Annotated in this window: 11 protein-coding genes and 1 pseudogene; 7 read left to right on the plus strand and 5 right to left on the minus strand. The window is 64.5% G+C overall.

Annotation, left to right across the window (positions count from 1 at the left end):
- Positions 1–70: 70 nt before the first annotated feature.
- From SOM28_RS08785 to SOM28_RS08800, 4 genes and pseudogenes are all read right to left on the minus strand, one after another.
- Entirely contained in the window at positions 71–1711 is a 1641-nt protein-coding gene (locus SOM28_RS08785) for a methyl-accepting chemotaxis protein (RefSeq protein WP_320467875.1), read from the minus strand.
- Positions 1712–1932: 221 nt separating this feature from the next.
- Positions 1933–3633, minus strand: coding sequence for a methyl-accepting chemotaxis protein (locus SOM28_RS08790; RefSeq protein WP_320467876.1), 1701 nt, complete (start codon positions 3631–3633; stop codon positions 1933–1935).
- A 186-nt stretch (positions 3634–3819) separates the two neighbouring features.
- Positions 3820–4212, minus strand: a pseudogene (locus SOM28_RS08795) (IS1595 family transposase); the annotation flags it as partial.
- Positions 4167–4337 (minus strand): hypothetical protein, encoded by a 171-nt coding sequence (locus tag SOM28_RS08800; protein WP_320467877.1) that lies wholly within the window; start codon positions 4335–4337, stop codon positions 4167–4169. The pseudogene SOM28_RS08795 and the gene SOM28_RS08800, both read right to left, overlap by 46 nt.
- A 361-nt stretch (positions 4338–4698) precedes the next feature.
- Here SOM28_RS08800 and SOM28_RS08805 point away from each other — a divergent pair, with 361 nt between their 5' ends.
- The 7 genes from SOM28_RS08805 to dnaE all read left to right on the plus strand — a co-directional run bounded on the left by SOM28_RS08805 (position 4699) and on the right by dnaE (position 24488).
- Complete coding sequence (locus SOM28_RS08805; RefSeq protein ID WP_320467878.1) at positions 4699–8535, plus strand: DUF4214 domain-containing protein; 3837 nt, start codon at positions 4699–4701, stop codon at positions 8533–8535.
- A gap of 105 nt (positions 8536–8640) precedes the next feature.
- Positions 8641–11922 (plus strand): DUF4214 domain-containing protein, encoded by a 3282-nt coding sequence (locus tag SOM28_RS08810; RefSeq protein WP_320467879.1) that lies wholly within the window; start codon positions 8641–8643, stop codon positions 11920–11922.
- Positions 11923–12099: 177 nt separating this feature from the next.
- Positions 12100–13635, plus strand: coding sequence for a methyltransferase regulatory domain-containing protein (locus tag SOM28_RS08815; RefSeq protein WP_320467880.1), 1536 nt, complete (start codon positions 12100–12102; stop codon positions 13633–13635).
- Between the two features lie 282 nt (positions 13636–13917).
- Positions 13918–17067: a DUF4214 domain-containing protein gene (locus SOM28_RS08820; protein ID WP_320467881.1), complete on the plus strand. Its 3150-nt coding sequence runs from the start codon at positions 13918–13920 to the stop codon at positions 17065–17067.
- 201 nt (positions 17068–17268) lie between these two features.
- Positions 17269–17400, plus strand: coding sequence for a hypothetical protein (locus SOM28_RS08825; RefSeq protein ID WP_320467882.1), 132 nt, complete (start codon positions 17269–17271; stop codon positions 17398–17400).
- Between the two features lie 263 nt (positions 17401–17663).
- On the plus strand, positions 17664–20885 hold the full coding sequence (locus SOM28_RS08830; protein ID WP_320467883.1) for a DUF4214 domain-containing protein: 3222 nt from the start codon (positions 17664–17666) through the stop codon (positions 20883–20885).
- Positions 20886–20993: 108 nt separating this feature from the next.
- Complete coding sequence (dnaE, locus tag SOM28_RS08835) at positions 20994–24488, plus strand: DNA polymerase III subunit alpha (protein ID WP_320467884.1); 3495 nt, start codon at positions 20994–20996, stop codon at positions 24486–24488.
- 133 nt (positions 24489–24621) lie between these two features.
- Here dnaE and SOM28_RS08840 read toward each other — a convergent pair whose 3' ends face one another.
- Positions 24622–25455 carry a glycosyltransferase family 2 protein gene (locus SOM28_RS08840; protein ID WP_320467885.1) on the minus strand — a complete coding sequence of 278 codons (834 nt, stop codon included), beginning with the start codon at positions 25453–25455 and terminating at the stop codon, positions 24622–24624.
- Positions 25456–25473: the final 18 nt, after the last annotated feature.

The following is a 25473-nucleotide window of genomic DNA, read 5'->3' on the forward strand; positions in this document are numbered from 1 at the left end:
CCGGGCTTGAAGTGCAAAGAAAAACGGCAAGCCTTGCGGCTTGCCGTTTTTCTTTGGTCGTTCGATTCCTTTAGAACGCCGGCGCCGCCGCCGGGCCGGCGACCGCCGGACGCTTGCGCGTCGGCGCGTGGGTGACCGGCCTTGGCGCTTCGACTACCGGACCGGCAGCGATCCGGAATACCGCCACCGCCTGCGCCAGCCGCGCCGCCTGCTCCTGCATCGCATTCGATGCGGCAGCGGTTTCCTCGACCAGGGCCGCGTTCTGCTGCGTGCCTTCGTCCATCTGCGCCACCGCGCCGTTGATCTGTTCGATGCCGGCGGTCTGCTCCAGGCTGGCCGCGCTGATCTCGGCCATGATGTCCGTCACGCGGCGCACGCTGTCGACGATCTCCTCCATCGTGGCGCCGGCCTGGGCCACCAGCCGGCTGCCATTGGCCACCTTGTCGCTCGAGTCGCCGATCAGCACCTTGATTTCCTTGGCCGCCGCCGCCGAGCGCTGGGCCAGGTTGCGCACTTCGGTCGCCACCACCGCGAAGCCGCGTCCCTGCTCGCCGGCCCGCGCCGCTTCCACCGCCGCGTTCAGCGCCAGGATATTGGTCTGGAAAGCGATGCCGTCGATGACGCCGATGATGTCGCTGATCTTGCTGGACGACGCCTGGATCTCGTCCATCGTGTCGACCACCTGGTGGATGACGTCACCGCCGCGCGCGGCCACGCCGGACGCCGATTCGGCCAGCGTATTGGCCTGGCGCGCATTGTCGGCGTTCTGGCGCACGGTCGAGGTCAGCTCTTCCATCGACGACGCGGTTTCTTCCAGCGCGCCGGCCTGCTGCTCGGTGCGGCTTGATAAGTCCAGGCTGCCGGCGGCGACCTGCTCGGCCGCCACCGCGATGGTGTCGGTGCCGGCGCGCACGGCGCCGACAGTGCGCGCCAGGCTTTCGTTCATGGTCTTCAGGGCCTGCAGCAGCTGGCCCGTTTCGTCGCGGGTGGTGACCTCGATGCGGCTGGTGAGGTCGCCCGCGGCCACGGTATTGGCCACGTCCAGCGCACGCCCGAGCGGACGCGTGATCGAGCGCGTGATCCAGAAGGCGATGCCCGCGGCCAGCGCCAGCGCAAACAGGCCCAGGCCCCAGGTCTGGCGGATGGTGCTGCCGTAGGTCGCGGCCGCATCCTGCGCCGCCGCTGTGCTGAACTGCTTTTGCAATGCCAGTTCGGCGCCGGTGGCTTCCTGCAGGGCGGCCAGGCGTGGACGCAGCTCATTGACCAGGTAAGCCCTGGCCTGCTCGTCCTCGCCCGCCTGGATCAGCTTGATCAGCTGGTCGGCGCCGGCCAGGTAGCTGGCGCTGGCCGCTTCCATGCGGCGCAGGATGCCGATCGATTCGGCATGCGCCATCAGGGTCGGCTCGATCTCGGCCAGGGTCGTGGTCATCACCTTGCGCGCGTTGTCGATCGCCTGCATCTGCTGCCCGCGGTCGGCCGGATCGGCGTTGAGCATCATATTGCGGGCGGCGATGGCGATGATGTTGATCTGGGCGTCGATCCGGTTGCTCATCTCGATGGCCGGGATGCGGTGCTCGACGATCTCCCTGGTGCCGTTGTTCAGGCGCAGGATGGAGGCATTGCTCAGGGCGCTGATCAGCACCAGCATCAGGCTGACGGCGCCGAATCCCAGCGCCAGGCGCTTGCCGATACTCAGGTTTGCTAACTTCATGTGTGCTCCTCTTTCCAATCTAATAATAGATATTGCCAATCGGAAATTAGAGTAAGTTCTAGTTCGAACTATGACGATGTGTGCACGCTAACAAAATGGGAGTATTGGTCTGATTGTTACGTTTTCTGGACGATATGCACTATTTTGACAATAAATAATGTCAAATATGACAAAAAAACGGCAAGCCCAGGCTTGCCGTCATCTGCTCACTGCTCCAGAACTCAGAACTCTTCCCACTCGCCCGCTGCGACAGGCATCTTGTTCCTGGAAGCTGCCGGCTGCGCAGCCGTCCGTGCCGGCGCCACCCGCGGTGCAATCCTCGGCACGCGCTGCGGCGCCACCAGGACCCGCTGCGGGGCCGCCGCCCGCGCCTGCTCGCCGTCGATCCGGAACACGCCTACCGCCTGCGCCAATTTGGCCGCCTGCTCCTGCATCGAGGCCGACGCCGCGGCGGCTTCTTCCACCAGCGCGGCGTTCTGCTGCGTGCCTTCGTCCATCTGCGCCACCGCGCCGTTGATCTGTTCGATGCCGGCGGTCTGCTCCTGGCTGGCGGCGCTGATCTCGGCCATGATGTCGGTCACGCGGCGTACACTCTCGACGATCTCCTGCATCGTCGCGCCCGCCTCGGCCACCAGCCGGCTGCCGTCAGCCACCTTGCCGCTCGAATCGCCGATCAGCCCCTTGATCTCCCTGGCCGCCGCCGCCGAGCGCTGGGCAAGGTTGCGCACCTCGCTCGCCACCACCGCAAAGCCCCTGCCCTGCTCGCCGGCGCGGGCCGCTTCGACCGCCGCGTTCAGCGCCAGGATATTGGTCTGGAAGGCGATGCCGTCGATCACGCCGATGATGTCGGTGATCTTGGTCGACGAGGCGTTGATCTGGTCCATGGTATGCACCACCTGGTGGATCACTTCACCGCCACGCGCGGCGACGTTCGATGCCGATTCGGCCAGCTTGTTGGCCTGGCGCGCGTTGTCGGCGTTCTGCTTGACGGTCGAGGTCAGTTCTTCCATCGACGACGCCGTTTCTTCCAATGCCGACGCCTGCTGTTCGGTACGGCTGGACAGGTCCTGGCTGCCCGACGCCACCTGGGCCGCGGCGACTGCGATGGTATCGGTGCCCACGCGCACGGTGCCGACGGTGCGCGCCAGGTTTTCGTTCATGGTCTTGAGGGCCTGCAGCAGCTGGCCGGTCTCGTCGCGGCTGGTGACGTCGATGCGGCTGGTGAGGTCGCCCGCGGCGACGGTATTGGCCACCTCCAGCGCACGGACCAGGGGCCGCGTGATCGAGCGCGTGATCCACCACGCCACCACGGCGGCCAGCACCAGCGCCAGCGCGCCCACGATCGACATCAGCCAGGTCGTGCTGCGGTAGGTGTCTTCGGCCTCGATACCGGCGCGCACGCTGCGCTCCTTCTGCAGCGTGATCTGCTCGGCGGTGGCGCCCTTGAGCCGTGCCAGGACCGGGCGCAGTTCGCGCGCCAGATAGGTGCGGGCGCCTTCGTCGTCGCCGGCGGCGATCAGCTTGAGCAGCGCTTCCTGGCCGGCCAGGTAACTGCCGCTCGCGCTGGTCATCCGGCCCAGGATCTCGCGTCCCTGCGGCGTGGCGAGCGTCTTGTCGAGGCCGGCCAGCATCTCGTCCATCACGCGGCGCGACGCCCTGATCTGGTCGACCTGCTTCTGGCGGTCGGCGGCATCGGCGTTGAGCATCATATTGCGCAGGGCGATCGCGATATTGTTGTTCTCGGATTCGAGCCGCGCGGTCAGTTCGATGACGGGAATGCGGTTGGTGACGAGCAGGCGGGTGCCGTCGTTGACGCGGGCGAGCATGATGTTGCTCAGGCCGAGCATCACGACCAGCATCAGGCCGATGGCGCCGAAGCCAAGGCCGAGGCGCTTGCCGATGTTAAGGTTCTGCAGTTTCATGAATGTGATCCGACTTTATTAAAGATTAATACCTGTTTCCAATTTGAAACAGGTTAAAGTCAGATGCGCTTGCTGGCGATGCATAGACAGCAATAACGGCCGGCTATAGCTGCAAAGTCGGCATTTATAGACGGATAGCAAGTTTTCCGTGGATCGAAACCGACGGTCGAAAAGGCGCTGTCATCGTTACGTGTTGATGACCCCGAACGCGATGCGTAGCAATTGCTCGACAGACGTGACTCGCCCGCCATCGAGCGCCCAATGCCAGCCCAGGTAGTTGGGGAGCCAGCGTGACGCCACGCCATGGAAACGCGCCAGCCATTCCTTGAATCGCCGGTGATAGGCGTTGACGTTCTGGACATGGATGGCGCCCTCGACGCCGTTGCGGACTCGCTCGCCAGAGCTGCGATTGACAGCCTGGTGGGCGATGCCATGGGCACGGGCGAAGGCGGGATAGGCGGCGTTGGCGTCGGTGACCAGCAGCGCCTGGGGATCGAGTTTCGGCAGCAGATGCTTGACCAGTTGGGCCACCTTCAAGGCGCCGCGGCCGGTGATGGCATCGATGGTCTGCCCGCCTCGTCGATAAGGGCGACCACCCGCTCGAGCCCGGCTGCTGGATGCAGGGCTGCGAGCACCTGCTGACGCTGCGGCTGGTTCAGCAACGCTAGCTGCGCGAATAACTCCTCAAAATTCGGCGCTTTCATGGCGCGCTCCGAGCGATGGCGACCAGGATTGGACCGCGAGTCAGCTCAGCAGTTCAATGCTCATCCACAGCTAACGTGTACTGCGCCTTTTTTATGGCTGTCGTCGTTTCGCTCTCATCGGAGGTTGCGCTGATAGAAGATAGGTCACTTACACATAGTGACAAAAAATACGAAAAACTGAAAATTAATGTGATTAAGGCAATACACAATTTCGTAATTACGTAATATTTTGCTATTTTTATGTAGGAAAAACCCTACAAAAACGCTAAATGCATTAATTATTTCCTGTTCGCAATTACATTTGAATACATACTCATGGTGCGTGGCAACTCGGCCATGCGTTGACCATCTGATATCGATAATGAGCGAACTTTCTACCTACGAAACCACGGTTAATTCCTTCTATCTCGCCTTCTTTGGCCGTCCTGCCGATCCCGCCGGCCTGGCGTTCTGGTCTGGCCACCTGGCCGGCAACGGCGGCGACCATCGCTTCATGACCGAGGGCTTCGCCACGTCCGAGGAAGCCCGGGTCCGCTTCGGCGACGACACGCCGGCCGAGCGCATCGCCGAGATCTACCAGCAGCTGTTCAACCGCGCGCCCGACGCCGCCGGCCTGGCCTACTGGGCCAATGTGGTCGAGCAGGGCCATGCCTCGCTGGCCGATGTCGCCGTCGTGATCCTGGGCGGTGCACAAGGCGCCGACGCGCGCCTGGCCGACCTGCGCGAACAGGCGTCCGCCGACTTCACCGCCCTGGTCGAGCAGGGCGGCAGCGCCTACACCGGCTACGCCGCGGTCGAAGCGGCGCGCGTGCTGGTGCGCGCCGTGACCTCGGACGCGTCGCAGGAAGACATCGCCGCGCTGGTGCAAGCCGTCGCGGCCTTTACCGATATCGCATCGAACAACCCGGCCGTGATCGAGGCGATCGCCACCGGCAGCACCTTGCTGGCCCTGTTCGACACCCCGCGCGGCCTGCTTGACCCCGTGACGCTGGTGCAGGCCCTGGCCGACGTCGCGAAAGCCGCCGCCGGCAGCCCGGCCACGCTCGAGTCGCTGCTGCGCGGCGGTGGCATGGCAAAGGTGCTGGAAGTGATGCCGGCCCGCGCCACCCTGCAGGACGTGGTCGATGCGCTGGCTACGGGTGGCCTGGATGCCGCGATCGAGGTCGTCTACCCGCCACGTCCGGTGACGCCGTCGCCGTCCACGCCCGTATCGTTGCTCAAGTTCGACAGCGTGGAATCGGGGCTGGGCGACCGCGACCTGAAGGACCACGTCACCAAGGTCGAGAAGGCCGACGTCAAGTTCACCTACGACGGCGCTGTCAATGCCGGCCAGAGTTTCCAGTACACCATCGATGGCGGCAAGCACTGGATCAGCGCAGGCATCGATACCTCCACGCGCGGCGTCGTCGTGCTCAAGGACGTCGACCTGACCATCGGCGCGCAAGACCTGCCGCCGCCGCGCATGGGCATCATGGAAGTGGAGCCGGTCAAGGATGTCCTGACCACGGTGCAGCTGCGCCTGGTCGGCGCCGACAAGCAGGAAATCCTGTCGGCTACCGAGACGCTCGTGCTCGACCGCTTTGCCGAGATGCTGGACGTTGCGCTCGTGAATGCGACCGCCAGCCATTTCGGTGGATTTAGCACTGGTAACACCAACGTTGCCGGCTTCACGATCGATGGCCTGGAACAAGGCGCGATCGTCCAGTATCTGTACATGTCTCCTGGCGCCAACATGGCGACCTGGACGAACAGCCTGCCGGCGCTGCAAGACGGCATGCATACGGTCCAGGTCCGCCAGCTCGATGCTGCCGGCAACGCGAGCGAGGCGAAGGAAATGCGCTTCAATCTCAACCGCGAAACGCTGGATGCGCCGACGATCCGCCTGGCCAACGATACCGGCATCGACGATAAGGATGGCGTCACCAGCGATGGCACCGTGATCATCGAAGGACTGGGCGATGCATGGGTGACTGGCTGGGAATACTCGGTCGACGACGGCAAGAGCTGGACGTTCGGCGGCGTCAGCAAGGACGGCGTGGTGCCCCAACTCGAACTGGGCACGCTGGACATCGCCACCGGCGCACTCCTGGTACGTCAGATTAATTACGCCGGTAATGCCAGCGTAGCGTCGAACAAGCTGGAATTCACGTTCGACGACACCAAACCGACCGAAGTGCTGAGCTTCCAGCGCATCGAGGGCGAACTCGATGGCGTGCTCAAGACCGACCAGGACAAGGTCGACCTGACCTTTGGCGTCGCGCACAAGGACGATGGCATCGTCCAGTGGCGCGTCAAGGGCAGCGCGGACTGGGTCACCGTCAACGCCTATCACAGCAATGGCAGTTTCACGCTCGAGGGCATCGACCTGGCGGCGGCCGACCCGACCATCGAACTGCAGGTGATCGACGCGGCAGGCAACGTCGGCTTCGAACAGAGCTGGGACATCGACGGTCCGGCCGGCCTGAGCGTGGAAAAGACCGTCGCCGGTCTGAAGGTCACCAGTTCGTCGGCAGGCGCGATCGTCATGGGGAATGTCCAGATCGGGGCGATCGGCCAGGACGGCGGTACGGCGAACATCGGCCAGCAGCCGCTGGCCTTCGCCGGCACCCTGACGCTCGAACGCGCGCAAGGCGCACCGCTGACCGAGAGCGGCAGCCCTGCTTACTACCTGGGCTTCGATGGCGCCGACACCTTCAAGGGCTCCAATCTGTGGGGCTTCGATGGCGACGACACGCTGTATGGCATGGGCAACGACTTCATCAGCGGCGGCAATGGGAATGACACCATTTTCGCCTACGGTGGCAACGACTTCATCTCGGGCGGCGCCGGTGCCGACACGATCACGATGAACGTCGATGGCAAGACCAGCATCCTGGCCTATGACGGAAAAGACACCAGGCTCGGTTCGTTCGGCGACGGCACGGTCATCTCCGGCATGGACCGCATCACCGGCGCCGAAGCGGGCGATGTGATCAAGGTCGGCCAGATCTTCGCAAGCGGCCCTGGCACGGTCTCCGGCAGTTACCTGCTCAGCGACGATTCCGGCCAGGTCGCCGTGATCCAGGGTCGTTTGGCCGAATCCAACACGCGCTTCCAGGCCGACAGCACCGGCAAGGCCTATATGGTCCAGTGGACCGACACCATCGGCATCAACAGCATCGTCTTCACCAACTACAGCGGCGCCGCGCTGGGTCTCGAGGTGAATCGCGATGCGGGGACCATGACGCTGGTCGAGGCGCCCGTGGCATCGAGCTACAAGAGCATCGCCTACAGCTTCACTGCGACCGACAGCGCGTTCTACCTGGACGGCACGCCGGACGGCATCGTGCATTCGGGCGTCGGCAACGGCCTGCTCGCGGGCCAGAATTTCTGGCTGGAGAACGCCCTGACCAGCACCCAGGCCGACAGCGACTACACCAGCGGCCCGGGCTTTGGCATCGGCATCGATGGGAACATGCACTTCGGCCGCGCGCTCGAGGCAGGCGTCTACACTATGAGCTTCAACAAGGATACCTTCGCGACCGATAGCGGCTACCTCGCGGCGGACGATATCACGTTCGCAGGCGGCGTCGCCGGCAACATCGTCCAGGACGGATTCAGCGTCCCATCGTTCTTGCCTATCAATTACACCCTGAACGATGCCGGCAGCAATGTCAGCAAGATGTACGCCGGCTACGGCGCCAACCCCATCCAACTGACCACCGGCACGCAGCAGGACGTGATCCTTGCGAGTGGCGGTGTTCAGATGGACATTCGCTACGGACATATCGACAGTAGTGCGCAAGACATGCTGATCGGCTTCGGCGGCGATGACCAGCTACTGTTCCAGGGAGTGGCGGAAACCACCATCGACAAGAACCAGAACGGCATGATCGACTGGGCGTTGTCCGGCACGCTCGAGGCGCACCATGAAGGCATCGCCATCGATATCGAGGGCGTGATCGTCACCAGCGAGCTCGACAACGACGATTCGGCGACGCTGCAGACGCTGCGCGCGCTGGACGTGCAGGTGCTGGCCACGCGCGACCTCGTGATCCTGGCGCGCGACACGGCGGCCGAAAGCGCCATCCTGCTGCACTACAGCGATAGCGATGGCAACGGCATCATCAATGGCGGCGAAGTGCAGGTCATCGCGACCTTCTTCGACAATGTCCCGCTCACGGACGAGATCAATGTGATCGGCACCTACGCGGAGTAACCCCCCTGATGGCGCAGGCGGCGCCTGGCCGGCATCCCGGCCGGGCGCCGTACCCCGCTGCCCCGGCAGCGGGCGACAATCACCGCTCAACTCACTCATCATTCCATGACCACGCTCGCACCCCACGCATCGACTGTCAATTCCTTCTACCTCGCTTTCTTCGGCCGTCCAGCGGATCCCGCCGGCCTGAAGTTCTGGTCCGAGCACCTGACCAGCAACAACGGCGACTACCGTGTCATCACCGAAGCCTTCGCCAACTCCGAAGAAGCCAAGGTCCGCTTCGGCGACGACACCCCGGCCGAGCGCATCGCCGAGATCTACCAGCAACTGTTCAACCGCGCGCCGGACGCCACCGGCCTGTCGTACTGGGCCAATGTGGTCGAGCAGGGCAATGCCTCGCTGGCCGACGTCGCCATCGTTATCCTGAACGGCGCGCAAGGCTCCGACGCGCGCCTGGTCACGCTGCGCGAGCAGGCTGCCGCCGACTTCACCGCCCAGGTCGAAACGTCGGGCAGCGACTACACCGGCTACGCCGCGGTCGAGGCGGCGCGCGTGCTGGTGCGCGCTGTCACCCCGGGCGCCTCGCAGGAAGACGTGGCCAAGCTGGTGTCGGCCTCGGTCGCCTTTGCCGATATCGCCTCGACCAACCCGGCCGTGATCGATGCGATCGCCACCGGCACCAACTTGCTGGCGCTGTTCGACACCCCGCGCGGCCAGCTCGACCCGGTCACCCTGGCCCAGGCCCTGGCCGACGTCGCCAAGGCGGCCGCCGGCAGCCCGGCCACGCTCGAGTCGCTGCTGCGCGGCGGCGGCATGGCCAAGGTGCTTGAAGTCATGCCCGCCAAGGCTACGCTGCAGGATGTGGTCGCGGCGCTGGCCAAGGGCGGCTTGCCGGCCGCGATCGACGTCGTGTACCCACCGCGTCCGGTCACCCCGCCGGCAGCAGAAGGCGTGACGATCACGTTCGCCGGCGTCGACCATGACAAGAACGATCCTACGCCTGGCGACAACATCACCAGCCGCGAAGTCACCGACGTCCGTTTCAGCTTCACCGGCACCCCGGCCAGCGGCCAGAAATTCCAGTACAAGTTCGACGAGAAAGCGGGCTGGCTCGATATCGCGCCGGTGGGCAAGAACATCATCGTGCCGCACCTGGACCTGACCCTCGGTGCGGAAGTGGGCGGCAATCACCCGAACCTTGTCAACATCATGGAAGTGATCGGCAACAAGCTCACCACGGTGCAAGTGCGCCTGGTCAATGCCGACCTGACGGAAGTCGCCTCGCTCACCCAGCCGATCATTTTTGACCAGAACAATCCGACCGACTACCTGACGCTGGTGGGCATCGTCGGCGCGAACCCCGGCATCCTGATTACCGACAAAAACAGTGTCGACGTCGCCTTCAATCTCGAGTACCGCGACGACGGCATGGTCCAGTGGCGTGTGAAGGACGCCGACCAGTGGATCACCGCCACCATCGACGACAAGTCCGGGACCGCCACGCTCAAAGGCATCGACCTGTCGAAGCTCGACCCGACCATCGAAGTGCGCGTGATCGATGCGGCCGGTAATATCGGCCAACACTTCGAATTCGATATCGACGGCCCGGCCGGCATTACGGTGTTCGGCGGCCCGCGTGGCCTGGTGGTCCAGAGCCAGTCCGATGGCAGGATCGCGCTGTCTTCGCTGGCTGGCCCGGTGACGGTGACGTCGGAGCACGCCTCGGAGGGCGCGGTCGGCGGCAATAGCGTCGTCGTCGGTGAACAGCTCGCGAAGGTCGAGGGTTACCTGTCCGTGGAAACGCGCTCCGGCGATCTCCTGGTCGATGCCAGCGACCGTTTCTACTCCCTCGGCAGCCGCGACGGCGAGACGCTCACCGGATCGCACCTGTGGGGCTTTGGCGGCAACGATACGCTCATCGGCAACGATGGCAATAACAGCCTGTGGGGCGGCGACGGCCACGACAAGATCGAATCGCGCGGTGGCAGCGACGTCATCGGCGGCGGCGCCGGCGGTGACACCATCATCCTGGTCAAGGATGGCGTGCCCAGCACCCTGTCGTACGAAGCGGGCGACACGCTGACCGGCGTGTTCGTCAACGGCGGCACGGTCGCGGGAATGGACGTGGTCACCGGCGCCGAAGCGGGCGACGTGTTCTCGATCTTCCAATTCCTCGGCAACGACGTGCAGACCGTCGGCACCAGCTACCTCACCACGACCGCCGATAGCCAGGTGTCGCTGGTGCGCGTTGAACTCGATTCGCAGGGAAATGTCTTGACCGATGCCAAGGGCACCTCGCACCTGCTGCAGTGGACCCACCAGGGCACCATCAACAGCGTCCTGCTGCAAGACATCGGCTACGCCACGCCGAAGCTGACCATCACCGACGGCGCCATCACGCTGGCGCCGATGCCGGTGCTGTCGAGCATAACGAGCCTGAGCTTTATTTTCCGCCCGGGCTACGACAGCGGCATGATCCTGCACTCCACGCCGGCGCCGATCGTGGCGGACCAGGCCTCCACCACCGGCTTGTTGGAAAACGGCGAGTTGCGCCTGACGGATGAGCGTACCGGCCAACCGGCACCGAGCTACACCGGCGGCGGAGACTTCTATGTCCAGAACGGTGGCAGGGTTCAGTTCACCGGCACCATCGAAGCCGGCGTGTACCGGATCGAGTGGAACAACGAAACCTTCGCCACCACCACCGGTTTCGTGAAGGCCGGTCAATACGTGTTCGCAGGTGGGGGCGCCGGCGCCATCGTGGTGCCGGGCTTCGTCGTCGCGAATGAACTTCTGCTCGAAGGCGGCGCTGTCCACGATGAGAACACCTTGTCCAATTTCGTGTACACCGCCGGTGACGGTACCGTGACCGAGCTGATCACGGGCAAAAGCAACGACGTAATCATTGCCGATGACGGCGCCGTGAACGTCCAGTACCGCTCGCTTGAAGCCAATGGGGCCGACCTGATCCTCGGTTTCGGCGCCGATGACAGGATCACGATCTCGCACTCGATCGCATCGATCGTGGAGAAGCAGCCAAATGGCAAGCTCGATTGGGCCGCCCAAGGCGACGTCGCCGTGGTGACGCCGACGACCGAAGCCGTCCCGATCGCGATCCAGGGGCGTTTCGTGTACCAGGAACTGGGTATCAGCGGCTCGGATACCCTGAACATGCTCAACGCGCGCATCGACCTGACGCAACTGGCGTCGGGCGAGAGCCTGCTGATCCTGGCCAAGGATGAACCCCACGACTCGGCGGTGTTGCTCAGCTTTACGGACAACGATGGCAATCACGAGATCGATGCCGGCGAACTGACCGTGCTGGCGGCCTTCAACGACGGCGTCCCGACCACCGAGCAGATCTTCCTGGTCGGGACCGAGATCTGAGCTTGCGCTGAACGCTGACTGCCGGGTGTCCCCGGCGGGGCCCCGCTGCCGCGCGCAGCGGGGCTTTTTTTTCTTGCCACGCCATTGCGTCGCCCGCCAACCGGGGCGCGGGGCCGTGCTAGAGTCACCGGCACCGGCGGGCGACCGATTCGCCCACTACATTTTGACGAGAAACCCATGCAAGACTGGTCCGACGGCTACATGACCGAGGTGGCCTACACCTACGGCTACTATCCCGAGCTCAATCCCCTGCGCGCGCGCCTGGCCCTGCTGCAGGCCGGCATCGTGCCGCCCGAGGTCCACACCGCCTGCGAGCTCGGTTTTGGCCAGGGCATGAGCGTCAACATCCACGGCGCCGCTTCCGGCGTGGCGTGGCATGGCACCGATTTCAATCCGGCCCAGGTCGGCTTTGCGCGCGAGTTGGCCGACGGCACGCCGCTGGCCGCCAATCTATCGGACGAAGCATTCGGGGCCTTCTGCCGGCGCGACGACCTGCCGCAATTCGACTTCATCGCGCTGCACGGTATCTGGAGCTGGATCTCGGACGCCAACCGCAGCGTGATCGCCGATTTCATCGAGCGCAAGCTGAAAGTGGGCGGGGTGGTCTACGTCAGTTACAACACCCAGCCGGGCTGGGCCGCGGTGGGGCCGATCACCGAGCTCATGGCCGGCTTCGACGCGGCCTCGAACGCGCCCGGCATCGGCCCGGCGGCGCGCATCGACGCCGCGCTCGACTTCGCCGACCGGCTGATGGCGGCCGGCGCGGTGTATGGCAAGGCCAACCCGCAGGTGCTGGAACACCTCAAGCGCCTGCGCGGCCACGACCGGCGCTACCTGGCACACGAATACCTCAACCGCGACTGGATGCCGATCTCGTTCGCCCGCATGCGCGGCTGGATGGAAGGGGCGCGGCTGCAATTTGGCGCCTCGGCACACTATCTCGACCATGTGCCGATGCTCAACCTGAGCGCGGAACAGCAGGCGCTGCTGGCCGCCATCCCCGACGCCGGCCTGCGCGAAACCAGCCGCGACTTCATCGTCAACCGGCTGTTCCGGCGCGACTACTGGGTGCGCGGCGCGCGCCGCCTGGCGCCGGGCGAGCGCGCCGAGCGGCTGCGCGCGCAGCGCGTGATCCTGGCCCAGGACCCGGCCAAGGTCAAGCTCAAGGTGTCCGGCGTCCAGGGCGAGGCCAGCCTGCATGAAGACGTGTATCGCCCCATCCTCGATGCGCTCGCCGACCACGCGCCGCGCTCGCTGGGCGAGATCGAGGCGGCGGTGGCCGGGAAGGGCGTGCACCTGGCCCGCATCGTCGAGGCGGTGATGATCCTGGCCGGCACCGGCGTGCTGCATCCGGCCCAGCCCGAGCCGGCGATCGCCGCCGCCCGGGCCGGTACCGCGCGCCTGAATGCGCGGCTGTGCGGCCTGGCGCGCTACGCCGAGGATGTCAATTGCCTGGCTTCGCCGGTGACCGGCGGCGCGGTACAGGTGGGCCGCGTCGATCAATTGTTCTTGCTGGCGCGCAGCCTGGGCAAGGGCGGCAGCGCCGAATGGGTCGCCTTCGCCGACGACGCGCTCCAGGCCCAGGGACACCGCATCATGCGCGACGGACAGGCGCTCGAGCCGGAGCAGCAACGCCAGGCCTTGCAGGTGCAGGCGACGGCCTTCGAGGCGGTACGCCTGCCGTTGCTGCGGGCCTTTGGGGTGGCTGACTGACACAGCCGATCGACGCGGCGCCTGGCTGGGGCGCTTCGATGGTATTTTTTTAATAGATTGCCGCAGGGTAATTGCAAAGAATCAGTCGCAGGCTGCTCTATCCCGGCAGTCGATTGCAAAATGGTCTTTTATTCTCGACATTCAATTAAAAATTTCATATCTTTTGTAGGAATAAGACGACAAAAATCTCTTGATTTTGAACAATGTGTTTTCGGAAATGGCTGAGTATCACATACTGATACTACGCGGCAACTTCAAGCCCGGCCCTTCACGAGACCATACATGAGCACTTTCAGCACCTACGATTCCACGGTAAATTCCTTCTACCTGGCCTTCTATGGCCGTCCAGCTGATCCAGCGGGCCTGAAGTTCTGGTCGCAGCAACTGGCCGCCAATAATGGCGAGCTGGGCGCGATCACCCAGGCCTTCGCCACCTCGGAAGAAGCGCAAGTGCGCTTCGGTACCGATACCGTGGGCGAACGTGTCGCCGAGATCTACCAGCACCTGTTCAACCGCGCACCGGACGCTACCGGCCTGGCTTACTGGACCGACGTCGTCGCCAAGGGCAATGCCTCGCTGGCCGACGTCGCCGTCGCCATCCTCGGTGGCGCGCAAGGCAGCGATGCGCGCCTGTCCGAACTGCGCCAGCAGGCGGCCGACGCCTTCACCGCCGCGGTCGAATCCGGCGGCACCGAATACAGCGGCTACGCGTCGATCGAAGCGGCCCGCATCCTGGTGCGCGCGGTCACGCCTGGCGCGACCCAGGCCGACCTGGACCTGCTGGTGAAGGCCGCGGTTTCGTTCGCCGATACCGCCACCAAGACCCCGCAAGTGGTCGAGGCGATCGCCGTCAACACCACCCTGCTGGCCCTGTTCGACACCGCACGCGGCAAGGGTGAGCCGGTCAACCTGGCCCAGGCGCTGGCCGATACCGCCAAGGCGGCCGCCGGCGACCCGGTCACGCTCGAGTCGCTGCTGCGCGGCGGCGGCATGGACAAGGTGCTCAAGGTGATGCCTGCCAACGCCACCCTGAAGGACGTGGTCGAGGCGCTGGCCAAGGGCGGCTTGCCGGCCGCGGTCGATGTCGTTTATCCGCCAAGCAAACCAGTGCCCGCCACGCCCGTGTCGGAACTGAAGATCGACTTCCACTCGCTGGAGCAGCCCGAAGGCGACACCCAGGTCGACTTCACCACCCGCAAGCAAAAGCCGGTGGTCGAGTTCGAGTATTCGGGTCGCGAACTGGCGGCCGGTGAGCGTTTCGAGTTCAGCCTGGACAATGAGAATTGGAGCAGCAACGGTGTGGTGCCTTCGTCCTCGTCGAAGACCGTCGCCCTGCATGCCATCGACCTGAGCCTGGGTTCACCGCTCGATCCGATCATGATGCCGGACTTCACCACCCTGGACCTGGACGACGATGACGACAGCGGCATCGACCCGAACGCCGACCTGGCCACCACGGTCTATGTGCGTGTGGTCGACACCACCGGCGCCACCGTCAAGCTGGTCGCATCGGACAGCCAGCAAATCGTGTGGGACCACTACGCGGCCGCGCCGCAGGCTCGGGTGCTGCCGAATGACAATACTATGCACTTCGGCAATGCCGCCCATAACGTGACCAACAAGGCTGAGCTGTACCTCGAGAACGTGGAGCCCGGCGCCAAAGTCGAATACAGCCTGGACCCGACCAACTACGGACGGGGTCCATTGCTTCCCGAGCGTGTCTGGTCGGACAAGATGCCTGAATTGAAGGACGATGGCTACTACACCGTCCGCATGCGCCAGACCGACGTATCGGGTAACCAGAGCCAGGAATCTTCGATCACCTTCACGCTCGACCGCACCGCGCCGAAAGAGCCCACCATCGCGCTGAGCAAGGACAGCGGCGTGCCGGAAGACGGCATCACCAATGTCAACAAGATCGCGATCAGCGACCTGGATACTTCGGGCCTGAACGCCTGGGAATACCGCATCAACGGCGGCGAGTGGATCTTCGGCGCGCTCAACGGCAACAACGACACGGCGGTGCTGACGCTCGACGACGTGGAAGACGGCCCCGTCTCGGTGCAAGTGCGCCAGATCGACGCCGCCGGCAACAGCAGTGATCCGAGCGACGCGCTCGAGTTCGAGCTCGACACGACCGCGCCGGAAGGTAAATTCCTGTTCGACAGCCTCGAGGGCGCCAGTGTCGAAGAGGAATGGCTGACCACGCTGGAAAAGGCCGACGTCCGCTTCGAATTCGACGGCGCCTTGAATGCCAGCGACACCTTCCAGTTCAGCCTCGACGACGGCGAGTGGGAAGACCTCGACGCGAACGCCTTCGACGTCACGACCAGCATCCTGACTGTCAGCAACGTCGACTTCAGCACCAAGGACCGTACCGTCGCCGTGCGCGTGGTCGACCAAGCCGGCAATGCCACGAGCTCCAAGTCGACGTCCGTCGAAAGCAGCTTCAACGACGTGCCGCTGGCAGAGATCGCCAGCGTGACGCCGCAATTCGGCCCGACCGGTCCGAAGCTCCTTCTGGACGCCGGCCTGGATACGCTGGCATCGGTGAACCCGGCCGACCTGACCTTCAAGAGCTTCAATACCGGTGCGGGGGTGACGACGCCGGACTTCTTCGATGGCGCGAACTTCAAGCTGGCCAGTAACGTCCTGACCCTCGACGCCATGCCGGCGCTGGGCCTGTACCAGCTCGGCTGGGAAAAAGGCGCCTTCGTCACCGGCGCCGGCGTGGATGTGGAAGCCGGCAGCGAGCTGTTCGTCGGCGGCTCGATCGCCACGGTGGCGCTGCCCGGTTTTGCGATCGACAGCATGGAGTGGCTGAGCTCGACGGGAGTCAACGCGTCGAACGACGACAAGGTCAACATCGCCTACATCGGCCAGCAAGGTATCAATGCCGTCATCCACGCCGGCGGTGGCAACGACCTGATCGCCGACAATGGCAGCGCGCTGACCATCCAGTTCGACAAGCTGTCGCAGGGCGCGTATGACGTCGTGCTCGGCTTCGACACCGGCACCGGCCCCGATGGCGACAAGATCGAGATCACCAACGACACCGCGATCCTGTTCGACAAGGACCGCAATGGCAACTTGACCTGGAATACCGCAGCGGGCGACAAATACGTGCCGCCGGTTGGCACCGAAGCCGTCCAGATCAATCTGCCAGGTGCGGCGGCATTCGCTGCGCTGGCCGGTGGCAACACCCTTGGGGCGCTCAACGCGGCCCTGAATGTGTCGAACATCGCCCAGGGCAAGGGCTTGCTGATTCTTGCGACCTACGAAGACCAGAGCATCCTGCTGTCGTATATCGAGAAGACCACCAACCAGAAGATCGACCAGGGTGATATCGCCTTCCTCGGCGTGTTCGACCAGGGTATCGTCAACACCGGCGATATTCACCTGGTTGGCAGCTACCTGCCGCCAGAGGCGTAATGCCGGACGGCCTGTCCGCCGCTGGCGGGCAGGCCTGGCAGGATCGATTAAAATCTTGCAAAAAATAAAACCTGGGATAACTGAGCAGTCCAGCGTCATCAACGCCGCGACCTACGCCACCACCAATGCCGGCCTCGACGTGGGCGGCAAGACCCCTGGATCGGGCCTGCTGTTCCGGCGCAGTCGGGCACCACTGCCGCCTTGTTCCAGTACATGGACCTGGACCGGGGTACCGACATCGACCAGGGCGAACTGACCATGATCGCCATGTTCAGCGGCGCAATTCCGGATCAGGACGACATCATCCTGGTTGGTACCGGCATCCCGGGCTGATCGCAGGGGCAGCCCAACATCCATTCCTCGGCATGGCTGACGGGCTTTGCACGCGCAGGCGCTGCACAGAAAATTTGCCTGTAAATTAATTTCAAACCATTAAATTGCTTGTAAATATGTAATATATTGATAATATTTTGTAGGTAAAATCCTACAAAAACGGACGAAGTACCAATAATTTCCAGTTCGCAATTACATTCAGATACATACTCATGACGCATGACAACTTGACCATGCCCGACCACAGCCATCGAGCCATGAGTATGCTTACCCAACACGAATCCACGGTTAATTCCTTCTATCTCGCCTTCTTCGGTCGCCCGGCCGATCCAGCCGGCATGACGTTCTGGGCCCAGCACCTGGACAGCAACGGCGGCAACCTCGCCTTCATCACCGATGCCTTCGCCAACTCGGAAGAAGCCCGCGTGCGCTTCGGCACCGACAGCGCGGCCGAGCGCATCGCCGAGATCTACCAGCAACTGTTCAACCGCGCGCCGGACGCGATCGGCCTGGCCTACTGGACCGACGTGCTCGAGCAGGGCCACGCCTCGATGGCCGACGTCGCCGTCGCGATCATGAATGGCGCCCAGGGCAGCGACGCCCGCCTGTCGGCGCTGCGCCAGGGCGCCGCCGACGCATTTACCGCGAAGGTGGAGGAATCGGGCAGCCAGTACGCCGGCTACGCTTCGATCGAGGCCGCGCGCGTGCTGGTGCGCGCGGTGACGCCGCAAGCATCCGAAGCCGACCTGGCCAGGGCGGTCGATGCCGCGCTCGCCTTCGCCGACGTCGCCAGCAAGGCGCCCGCCGTGGTCGAGGCGATCGCCACCGGCAGCACGCTGCTGGCGCTGTTCGACACCCCGCGTGGCCTGCTCGACCCGGTCACTTTGGCGCAAGCCCTGGCCGACGTGGCCAAGGCGGCGGCCGGCAACCCGGCCACGCTGGAATCGCTGCTGCGCGGGGGCGGCATGGCCAAGGTACTCGAAGTGATGCCGGCCCGCGCCACCCTGCAGGACGTGGTCGATGCGCTGGCCGAAGGCGGCCTGGCGGCCGCGATCGACGTCGTGTATCCGCCGCGTCCGGCCCCGACCCCGACGCCTCCGGTGGGCGTGACCTTCACCTTCGAAGGTGTCGACCACGGTAACGATGACCGCGCGCCGAACGACCATGTCACCAACGAATCGACCGTCGACATCCGTTTCAGCGTCAGCGGCACCCTGCAGCCGGGCCAGAAGATCCAGTACCGCCACGAGGGCAGCACCGAGTGGACCGACATCGCACCGGTCAATGGCGTCATCGTGCTCGAGGACGTCGACCTGACGATGGGCGTACCGGTCGGCGAGTACCGCGCCGGCGCGCGCGAGCCGATGCCCGACCATCTGCTGACGGTGGAGCTGCGCGTGGCCGACGCCATTGGCGGCGCCGTCGGCACCCCTTACCAGCAGGAGATCCTGCTCGACGTCACCGACCCGCACGGCCAGCTGGGCTTCGTGCGCATCGGCCAGGGCGATGACGGCGTGCTCAAGACCGAAGACGAGATCGTCGACGTCACCTTCAGCATCGACGACACTAGCGACGGCGTCGTCCAGTGGCGCATCAAGGGCAGCGATACCTGGGTCGACGCCCCGCAGGCGAGCAGCAATGGCAGCTTCACGCTGCAGGGCATCGACCTGTCGGATGACGACCAGACCATCGAGCTGCGCGTGATCGACGCCGCCGGCAACGTCGGCGACCACCAGGAATGGGATATCGACGGCCCGGCCGGGATCGCGCTCACGCTCACGCCCACCGTCAACGGCCTGGAGATCGTCAGCCCGGTGACCGGCATGGTCGAGATCGGCGGCATCGTGGCGAACACCGCGCACGCCTCCCATGGCGTGGTGGCGGGCCAGAACATTCTGCTCGGCCAGCAGCTCACCGTACGCACGGGCCAGCTGCAGATCGCGCCGGAGCTCGGCGCCAACGTGAGCGATCCGAGCGGACGCACCTATGCGTTCGGTACCGGCAATTCCGACACCAATCTGTCGGGCAACTACCTGTGGGGCTATGGCGGCGACGACCTGTTGAACGGCACGTCCGGCGACGACTACCTGTTCGGTGGCGACGGCAACGACGTCATCTTCGCCAACGGCGGCGAGGACTCGATCGCGGGCAATGCCGGCGCCGACCGGATCCACCTGATGGTCGACGGGAAGGCCAGCCGCATCGGCTACCTGGCCGGCGACACCCGCATCGGCCAGTTCATCGACGGCGGCGACGTGGCGGAAATGGACGTGATCAGCGGCGCGGAGGCGGGCGATACCGTGTTCATTTCCAACGCCTTCGGCTTGCAGTCAGCGCAGGTCGTCGACCAGTATCTGACCAGCCCCGCCAGCGGACAGGTGGCCGTGGTGCGCGGTGACGCGGTCAATGGGAATTTCTATAGCAACCCGAGCGGCGCTTCCTATCTGGTGCAGTGGACCGATGGGAACGGCATCAACAGCCTCATGGTGGAGGACTACGCGGGCATCCTGGACCTGCAGATCGACCCCTCGATGCGTTCGCTGAAGATGATCGACAAGCCGGCCGTGATCTCGGATTTCGCCGGAATCAATTATCGTTTCAGCAAGGACGGCAGCGGATTCCGGCTGCGCGGCGAGCCGGATGACGTCATCCAGGCCAACACCGCCAGCGGGCTGCTCGATGCCGATGGCATCACCCTGTACGACTTCGGCTCGGGCGTGCCGACAGCCCTGTCAGTCGACTACACCGACGGCGTCGGCTTCGGCGTCGATGCGAGCGGCTACCTGAACTTCGACGCGCCGCTGGCGACGGGCGTGTACATGGCGAGCTGGAGCGATAGCACCTTCGCAACGGCAAGCGGCCGCTTCGACTCGGGCGCGATCGCATTCGCGGGCGGCGTCAACGGTAACGTGTTCCAGCAGGTATTCAATATCCAGTCGAACGGTTTGCAGCAGACGGTCAAGCTCGGTAATGGGACGACCGACAACGGCAGCGACGGCCGCAGCCTCATGTATGAGGTGAACGCCGGCGCCATGGCGACCGTCCGCACCGGCGCCGAGCGCGACGTGGTCGACGCCGGCGGCGGCGCGCTCACGATCCAGTACGCCAAGGGTAATAGCAACGCGCAGGACCTGATCTTCAATTTCGGCGCCAACGACCGGATCGAATTCCATTTCGATGGGAATGTCGAACCGGAGGCGTTGACGATCCAGGCCCTGGGGCCGCTGTCCACGGCTGAGTTGCCCTATGACAATTCAGTCACGATGTCGACGCTCAAGCTGGAACTCGATAATGTCGTGGTTGGCGCGGGCGGTGCGCTGGTACTGGTGCGCGATGGCGACAATGACGCCGCCATGCTCCTGTATTACGACGACAGGGACGGCAATGCGCTGGCCGATGCCGATGAAATCACGCTGCTCGCCACCTTCAGCGGTGGTGTGCCGGGCTTCTCGCAGATCGACCTGATCGGCATGGTATCTCCTTGATGCAAGCGCGCGCCAGCGCATCCGGCCTTGCGCCGGGATGCGCTGGCGCGGTCGTCGCGCGGCGCCCCCGACATGCCGCTCCCAGCCGGCTCGCGGTAAAATACCGGGATGACTTCCCCGACTTTCACCCACCTGCGCGTCCACTCCGAATACTCCATCGTCGACGGCCTGGTCCGCATCGACGACCTGGTCAAGGCGGCCGTCAAGGACAGCCAGCCGGCGCTGGCCGTGACCGACCTGGCCAACACCTTCTGCCTGGTGCGTTTCTATAAGGCGGCGCGCGGCAAGGGCATCAAGCCGATCGTCGGGGTCGACGCCTGGATCACCAACGACGACAACCGCGACAAGCCGCACCGCCTGCTGATCCTGGCCAAGAACCACACCGGCTACCTGCAGCTGTGCGACCTGCTGGCGCGCGCCTGGCTCACCAACCAGCACAAGGGCCGCGCCGAGCTGCGCACCGAGTGGCTTGAAGCGCTGGCCACGTCCGTCTCGACCTTGAACCCCGACGAGCCGCAAGACAATGCCCTGATCGTGCTGTCGGGCGCCCATTTCGGCGACGTCGGCCAGGCGATCGAGAACGGCGACCTGGCGAAGGCCGAGGCCAATGCCGAGCGCTGGGCGAAGATCTTCCCGGGCCACTTCTATATCGAGATCCAGCGCGCCGGGCAACCCAACCAGGAACAGCAGGTGCGCCATTCGGTGGCGCTGGCCGGCCGCCTGGGGCTGCCGGTGGTGGCGACGCATCCGGTGCAGTTCCTGGACAAGAGCGAATTCATCGCCCACGAAGCGCGCGTGTGTATCGCCGAAGGCGAGATGCTGGCCAACGCCAAGCGCGTGCGCCGCTTCAACGAGAACATGTGCTTCAAGTCGCAGGACGAGATGGCCGAGCTGTTCAAGGACTTGCCGGGCGCGCTCGCCAATTCCGTCGAAATCGCCAAGCGCTGCAACGTTACGCTCACCCTGGGCAAGCCGCAGTTGCCGAACTTCCCGACCCCGGGCATGACGATCGACGAATTCCTGGTCGCGGAAACGAAAAAAGGTCTCGAGGAACGCCTGGTCCAGCTGTATCCGAACGAGGCGCAGCGCGAGAAGGAGCGTCCGCGCTACGAGGCGCGCCTCGATTTCGAGAACAAGACGATCATCAACATGAAGTTCCCGGGCTACTTCCTGATCGTGGCGGAATTCATCCAGTGGGGCAAGAACAACGGCGTGCCGATCGGCCCTGGCCGCGGCTCGGGCGCGGGTTCCCTTGTTGCGTATGCGTTGAAGATCACCGACCTCGATCCGCTGAAGTACAACCTGCTGTTCGAGCGTTTCCTGAACCCCGAACGCGTCTCGATGCCCGACTTCGACATCGACTTCTGCCAGGAAAAGCGAGAGCTCGTCATCCAGCACGTGAAGGACCTGTACGGCCGCGATGCGGTGTCGCAGATCGCCACCTTCGGCACCATGGCAGCCAAGGGCGCGATCCGCGACGTCGGCCGCGTGCTCGACTTCGGCTACAACTTCTGCGACGGCATCTCCAAGCTGATCCCGTTCAAGCCGGGTAAACCGGTCTCGATCGCCGAGGCGATCGAAGAAGAGCCGATGCTCAAGGAACGCCTCGAGAACGAAGAAGAAGTAAAACAGCTGCTCGACCTGGCGCAGCAGGTCGAAGGCATCACGCGCGGCATCGGCATGCACGCCGGGGGCGTGCTGATCGCGCCCGGTAAACTCACCGACTTCTGCCCGCTGTACACCCAGGGCGGCGACGCCGGCGTGGTGTCGCAGTACGACAAGGATGACGTGGAGGCCGTGGGCCTGGTCAAGTTCGACTTCCTGGGTCTGACCACGCTGACCATCCTCGACCGCGCCGTCAACTACATCAAGGATCTCGACCCGGCCGAGAGCGAATTCGACCTGGCCAAGCTGCCGCTGGACGACCGCGCCTCGTACAAATTGCTCTCCGACGCCAAGACGGTCGCGATCTTCCAGCTGGAGTCGCGCGGCATGCAGGGCATGCTGAAGGACGCGCGTCCCGACCGCTTCGAGGACATCATCGCGCTGGTGGCGCTGTACCGTCCGGGCCCGATGGATCTGATTCCCGACTTCTGCAAGCGCAAGCACGGCGAGAAGTTCGACTATCCCGATCCGCGCACCGAGTCGATCCTGTCCGAGACCTACGGCATCATGGTCTACCAGGAACAGGTGATGCAGATGGCGCAGATCGTGGGCGGCTATTCGCTGGGCGGCGCCGACATGCTGCGCCGCGCGATGGGCAAGAAGAAAGCCGAAGAGATGGCCGAGCACCGCGAGATCTTCCGCGCCGGCGCCGCCAAGGATGGCCTCACTACCGCCAAGGCCGACGAGATCTTCGACTTGATGGAAAAATTCGCGGGCTACGGCTTCAACAAGTCGCACGCGGCCGCCTATGCGCTGCTGTCGTACCATACCGCCTACCTCAAGGTGCACCACACCGCCGCGTTCATGGCAGCCAATATGTCGCTGGCGATGGAAGACACCGAGAAGATCAAGATCCTGGTCGAAGACGCGAAAGAGGTCTGCAAGCTCGTGATCCTGCCGCCGGACGTCAACGAATCGCAGTTCCGCTTCACGCCGGAAGGCGAAGCGAAGTCGAAGACCGGCAAGCAGGTGACCAATATCCGCTACGGCCTGGGCGGCGTGAAGGGCGCGGGGCAGGGCGCGATCGAGGCCATCATCGCCGCGCGCAAGGAAGGCGGCAAGTTCAAGGACCTGTTCGATTTCTGCAAGCGGGTCGACCGCAAGCAGATCAACCGCCGCACCATCGAATCGCTGATTCGCGCGGGCGCGATGGACGCGTTCGGTGTCGACCGCGCCGTGTTGCTGGCCTCCGTCGCGTTCGCGATGGAAGCGGCCGGCCAGGCGGCGGCCGCCGCCAACCAGGTCAGCCTGTTCGGCGGCGACGATTCCGACCTCGTGGCGCCGCCCGAGTACGTCAAGGCCACGCCCTGGACCGACCGCCAGAAGCTGTCCGAAGAAAAGATCGCGCTCGGCTACTACCTGTCGGGCCATATGTTCGACTCGTATGCGCAAGAAGTGCGGCGCTTCGCCAAGACCAAATTGAAGGACCTGGAGCCGTCGCGCGACCCGCGCATGATGTGCGGCGTGATCACCGGCGTGCGCACCCAGATGACCCAGCGCGGCAAGATCCTGATCGTGGCGCTGGACGACAAGACCGCGGTGCACGAGGTGACGGTCTACAGCGAGGTGGCCGACGCCAACAAGCACGCGCTCAAGGAAGACGAGTTCCTGCTGGTGGTCGGCAAGGTGTCCGAAGACCGCTTCAACGGCGGCCTGCGCATCACGGCCGAGAAGGTGTTCGACATCGCGGCCTCGCGCATCCAGTATGGGCACAAGCTCGAGATGGACCTGGCTACCACGGTCGATCCGGCGAAGATCGCCGAGGTGCTGCAGCCTTACCGGGTGCAGGACGGGATGCCGGTCAGCCTGCGCCTGCAGACAAACGGGATTCCGTATGTGGTGCAGCTGGGCGACGACTGGCGGGTGGGGCCATCGGATACGCTCAAGCAGGCGCTGGAGCTGACGCTGGGGGCGAAGGACGTGGCGGTCGAATACTGACCTGTCGCTACCGCGCACGTCGTTCCCGCGGAGGCGGGAACCCAAGTTTGCTCGCGCAGCGGCTACGTTTGATGTAGTTGCGGTGCGAACGACTTGGGTTCCCGCCTGCGCGGGAACGACGGTGATGCGGCGGTTAGCGGTCTGGCTGCGTGTGCTCGCGCAAGCCGATCGTCGCCTGCGTGGTCCCATTCGCGGCCCGCTCCAGCACCACCTTGCGGTTGCTCGATTCCTGGTCGCGCTGCGCCTCGCGGTGCCACAGGTGCAGCACCTCGGTGGCCAGCGCGCCGTCCTTGCGCAGCACGCCGGCGTGGAATAGCCGCACCACGAGATCCGAATCCTCGTGGCCCCAGCCGGTGAAGCTCTCGTCGAAGCCGTTTACCTTTACCAGGTCCGACTTCCACACCGCCAGGTTGCAGCTCTTGATGCGGCGCCAGCTGAACTTGCGGCGCACGCGGCCGAGGTCGGGCCAGCGCAGCATCGTCTGGATCACCTTGTTCATGTCGCCGGACAGGCGATGGCGCAGGCGTTCGCCCACGCTCATGCCGGCGACGTCGATGTGTTCGCGCAAAACGCGCTCGGTGAGCCGCTGGCTCAGCAGGATGCGGCTGCCGGAAACCAGGAAACCGGGTTGCGCCAGCGCCCGGTGGCGGCGGATGAAGTCGCGCTGCGGGACGCAATCGCCGTCCAGGAAAATGATATAGTCGCCTGTTGCCGCCAGCGTGCCGCGGTTGCGCGCCATGGCGGCGCGAAAGCCGTCGTCCGGCTGCCACACGTGTTTCAGGGGCACCGGCGACCTGGCGGCCAAGCGGTCGATGCAGTCCCGCGTGTTGGCAGCCGAGCCGTCATCAGCGATAATGATTTCGAAATTCTTGTCGTCCTGTAAAAAGCAGGCTTCCACCACCGCCTCCAGGGCGTCGGGCCGGTTATACGTGGTGATCACGACCGAAATTGTCTGTGTTTGCTGCATTGCTGTCCGATTCAATAG

Source organism: Massilia sp. CFBP9026 (assembly GCF_034045165.1).
Lineage (GTDB): Bacteria > Pseudomonadota > Gammaproteobacteria > Burkholderiales > Burkholderiaceae_D > Telluria > Telluria arenae.

What these genes read in the sequence shown, in the direction of transcription:
- dnaE (WP_320467884.1), top strand. Translation starts at nt 20,994, where the DNA reads ATGACTTCCCCGACTTTCACCCACCTGCGCGTCCACTCCGAATACTCC.
- SOM28_RS08790 (WP_320467876.1), bottom strand. Translation starts at nt 3,633, where the DNA reads ATGAAACTGCAGAACCTTAACATCGGCAAGCGCCTCGGCCTTGGCTTC.
- SOM28_RS08805 (WP_320467878.1), top strand. Translation starts at nt 4,699, where the DNA reads ATGAGCGAACTTTCTACCTACGAAACCACGGTTAATTCCTTCTATCTC.
- SOM28_RS08840 (WP_320467885.1), bottom strand. Translation starts at nt 25,455, where the DNA reads ATGCAGCAAACACAGACAATTTCGGTCGTGATCACCACGTATAACCGG.
- SOM28_RS08830 (WP_320467883.1), top strand. Translation starts at nt 17,664, where the DNA reads ATGCTTACCCAACACGAATCCACGGTTAATTCCTTCTATCTCGCCTTC.
- SOM28_RS08810 (WP_320467879.1), top strand. Translation starts at nt 8,641, where the DNA reads ATGACCACGCTCGCACCCCACGCATCGACTGTCAATTCCTTCTACCTC.
- SOM28_RS08785 (WP_320467875.1), bottom strand. Translation starts at nt 1,711, where the DNA reads ATGAAGTTAGCAAACCTGAGTATCGGCAAGCGCCTGGCGCTGGGATTC.
- SOM28_RS08800 (WP_320467877.1), bottom strand. Translation starts at nt 4,337, where the DNA reads ATGAAAGCGCCGAATTTTGAGGAGTTATTCGCGCAGCTAGCGTTGCTG.
- SOM28_RS08815 (WP_320467880.1), top strand. Translation starts at nt 12,100, where the DNA reads ATGCAAGACTGGTCCGACGGCTACATGACCGAGGTGGCCTACACCTAC.
- SOM28_RS08820 (WP_320467881.1), top strand. Translation starts at nt 13,918, where the DNA reads ATGAGCACTTTCAGCACCTACGATTCCACGGTAAATTCCTTCTACCTG.